This window comes from Streptomyces graminilatus (assembly GCF_001418565.1).
Taxonomy (GTDB): domain Bacteria; phylum Actinomycetota; class Actinomycetes; order Streptomycetales; family Streptomycetaceae; genus Streptomyces; species Streptomyces graminilatus.
In genome coordinates this window covers 2703-5720 of record NZ_LIQQ01000359.1, presented here as the reverse complement: position 1 = coordinate 5720, position 3018 = coordinate 2703, and the positions used below count along the sequence as shown (strand labels likewise).

General features: G+C 70.3%; 3 protein-coding genes and 1 pseudogene. All 4 read right to left on the bottom strand.

Annotated elements, in window-relative coordinates; all coding sequences use genetic code 11:
- The coding region (locus tag AOK08_RS28645) for an amino acid permease (RefSeq protein WP_055531407.1) at window positions 1-1534 on the bottom strand (1534 nt) is incomplete at its 3' end.
- Between the two features lie 16 nt (window positions 1535-1550).
- A complete protein-coding gene (locus AOK08_RS47670) occupies window positions 1551-1937 on the bottom strand; it encodes an FG-GAP repeat domain-containing protein (RefSeq protein WP_241827122.1) in 387 nt (128 codons plus the stop codon).
- A 92-nt stretch (window positions 1938-2029) separates the two neighbouring features.
- On the bottom strand, window positions 2030-2470 hold the full coding sequence (locus AOK08_RS47665; RefSeq protein WP_241827121.1) for a FlgD immunoglobulin-like domain containing protein: 441 nt from the start codon (window positions 2468-2470) through the stop codon (window positions 2030-2032).
- A gap of 242 nt (window positions 2471-2712) precedes the next feature.
- Window positions 2713-3018: pseudogene (locus tag AOK08_RS47660) on the bottom strand (DEAD/DEAH box helicase); the annotation flags it as partial.

Here is a 3018-nt window from a genome sequence, read left to right as displayed (position 1 = left end):
CAGCCGCCTCCCCCGCCCGAGCCGCCTCCCGCGCCCGGGTCCGCTCGTGCTCGGGGTTCAGGAACCAGTGCCGTGCCGAACTCGCCCACCACGCCGCCGCGAACCCCAGCACCACCAGGACCGCGATCGGGGCGTAGTTGAAGGACTCCCAGGTGACCGGCGCCACCTGGGGCAGCATGAACAGCACCGTGATCACGGCCACCCAGATCACCGACACCACCCCGATCGCCCGCGACCACCGGCCCAGATGCCACGGCCCCCGTTCGAACGCGTCGCCCTTGCGCAGCCGCAGCAGGGTCGGGACGACGTACGCGATGTAGAGGCCGATCACCGCGATCGACGTCACGGCCGCGTACGCCGTCACGTTGATCAGGTAGGGCAGGCCCAGGAGCAGGGCGCCGAAGACCGCCAGCCAGACCGCCGCGACCGGGGTTCGGGTGCGCGGGCTGACCGTGTGCCAGAGGTGGGAGTAGGGGAGGGCGCCGTCGCGCGAGAAGGCGTAGATCATGCGGGAGTTGGCCGTGACGGACGCCATGCCGCAGAACAACTGGGCGCCGATGACGACGAGCAGGAGCAGCTTGCCGCCCGTCGCGCCCACCGCGTCCAGCAGGATCTGGGCGGGCGGAACGCCGGTCGGGGACTTCCGGGCGCCCTCGTACGACTGGATGGCGAAGGTGAAGCCCAGGAGCAGGACGAAGCCCGCTATCCACGAGGTCCAGATGGACTGGACGATGCCCTTCGGGCCGGCCGTGGACGCGTCGTGGGTCTCCTCGGTCATGTGTGCGGAGGCGTCGTAGCCGGTGAAGGTGTACTGGGCCATCAGGAGGCCCAGCGCGACCACGTACACGCCGCTCCCCCAGCCCGTCTTGTTCACGAACTCCGTGAACACGAAGGACGCCGACTGGTGCTTGTCCGGTACGAAGGTCAGCGCGCCGACGATGACGGCCACGCCGAGTACGTGCCACCACACGCTGACGCTGTTCAGCAGGCCCACGATGCGTACGCCGAAGGTGTTGAGGAGCCCGTGCAGGACGAGGATGGCCGCGAAGAGCAGGATCGTGCTGCCCGGGGTGACCTTGAAGTCGAACTGGAGGTTCAGGTACGCGCCCAGGAAGGAGGCCGCCCCGAAGTCGATGCCGGCCGTCACCGCGACCTGGCCCAGCACGTTGAACCAGCCCGTGAACCACGCCCACGCGGCGGCCGTTCGGGGCGGGGCGAGCCGGTGGGCCCAGAAGTACAGGCCCGCCGAGGTCGGGTAGGCGGAGCAGATCTCGGCCATCGACAGGCCCACGAAGAGGGTCATCAGGCCCACCGCGACCCAGCCCCACATGATCACGGCCGGGCCGCCGGTGTTCATGCCGAAGAGATAGAGCGTGAGGCAGCCCGACAGGACCGAGATGATCGTGAAGGACACCGCGTAGTTGGCGAACGCCGACATCCGGCGGGCGAGGACCTGCGTGTAACCGAGCTGGGCAAGCCGTTCCTCGTCCGACAGCCCACTCACGCTCACTCTGGCGTCATCGTCATCTGTCATGCCCCCAGCAATTCCCTCACCGGGGGTATGACATGCGCCACAGGGCGACCGGAAATCGTCCGCCCGTGGCCAGAACAGGACTCCGGTCCGGAACAGGTCTCCAATACAGGCCCGTGTAGCTCTGGCCGCCGCTCCCGATCCACACCTGCGGCCCGAACGTCCCGTTCCCGAGGCCGGGGTTGCGGTAGAGGTTGCCGGCCGTGTCGCACACGACCAGGTCGGTGCGACCGTCGCCGGTCAGGTCGCCGGGTGCGGTGAGGACGTCGTACGCGTTCCAGCCGGTGCCGAGGCAGGCGTGGCTGCCGCCGGGCCCGTACGACCGCTCGCCGCGGTTGCCCGCGTACCGGCGCGGTTCCCCGTTCGGCATCCGCATCAGCAGCTCCGCGCACCGGTCTGCGCCCATGTCGCCGACCGGGATCACGGTGGTGCCGGCGGGCCGGCCGGAGGCGGACCGCTTCGAGTCGAAGGTGCTCGTGCCGTTGCTGTGGTGGACGGTCAGGGAGCCGGAGGAGTCGAGGGGGACCAGTTCGCCGTAGCTGTAGCCGCCCAGGTGTGGTGGCCCGGCCGGGCGCCCGTCAGTCCGAACGTGCCGCTCTGCGTGTACGTTCCCGTGCCCTCGGTCGCTTTCGCGGTCAGCGCCCAGGTGTAGGTCCCGTTGTACGCGTACGTCCCCGCCGCCGTCTTCCCGTCCCAGGCCACGGCCACCTCGGTGCCCGTCCCGGTGAAGGTGTTCACCACCCGGCCCCGGGCGTCCTTCATCGCCAGCGTCCACGCCGCCGGCTTGCTGAGCTGCCAGACCCCGCCCGTCCGCAACGGCATCGGCGAGTCCACCGCCCCTGCGGGAGCGGCCACGGCGACGGCGGCGGCGAACGCGGCCAGGACCGCGCCTCCGCGCCGTCCGAGCACACGACGGCGCAGCGATCTACGACCCTTCACGGAACCCCCCGGCCCCTCGACCTGTGACAACTGACCAGTGACAACCAGCAACTGACAACAGGCCACTGGCAACTGGCAACTGGCAACTGACGACTGACAACAGGTGGGCATGAAATGTGCATGCCCTGAGTAGGGCAACGCGAGCCTATCAGCGGGCATTTGAGGTGCCGGAGGGATTTCCGGGACGCCGAAGGGCCCGTACGACCGGAGTCGTACGGGCCCTTCGTCAGTCAGTCGGGCGATCAGCCGTTGCGCTTCCAGCGCGGCTTGTCGTCGCGGCGGCCGAAGGACGAGCCGGAGCCCGAACCCGTGCCACGGTGGTCGTCGCGGCGGCCCTGCGGGCGCTCGTGGCCGCCGGCGCGGAAGCCGCCGCCGGTGGGACGGTCGCCCTGGCGGTCACGGTTGAAGGGGCGGTCGCTGCCCCGGTGACCGGTGGCCGGACGGTCGTCGCGGCGGAAGCCGCCACGGTCGTTGTTGTCGCGGTTGAAGCCACCCGAGGGGCGGTCGTCACGGCGGTAGCCGCCACTGGCGGGACGCTCGTCACGGCG

Coding starts and splice junctions, on each gene's coding strand:
- AOK08_RS47670 (WP_241827122.1), bottom strand. CDS start 1,937: ATGGGCGCAGACCGGTGCGCGGAGCTGCTGATGCGGATGCCGAACGGG.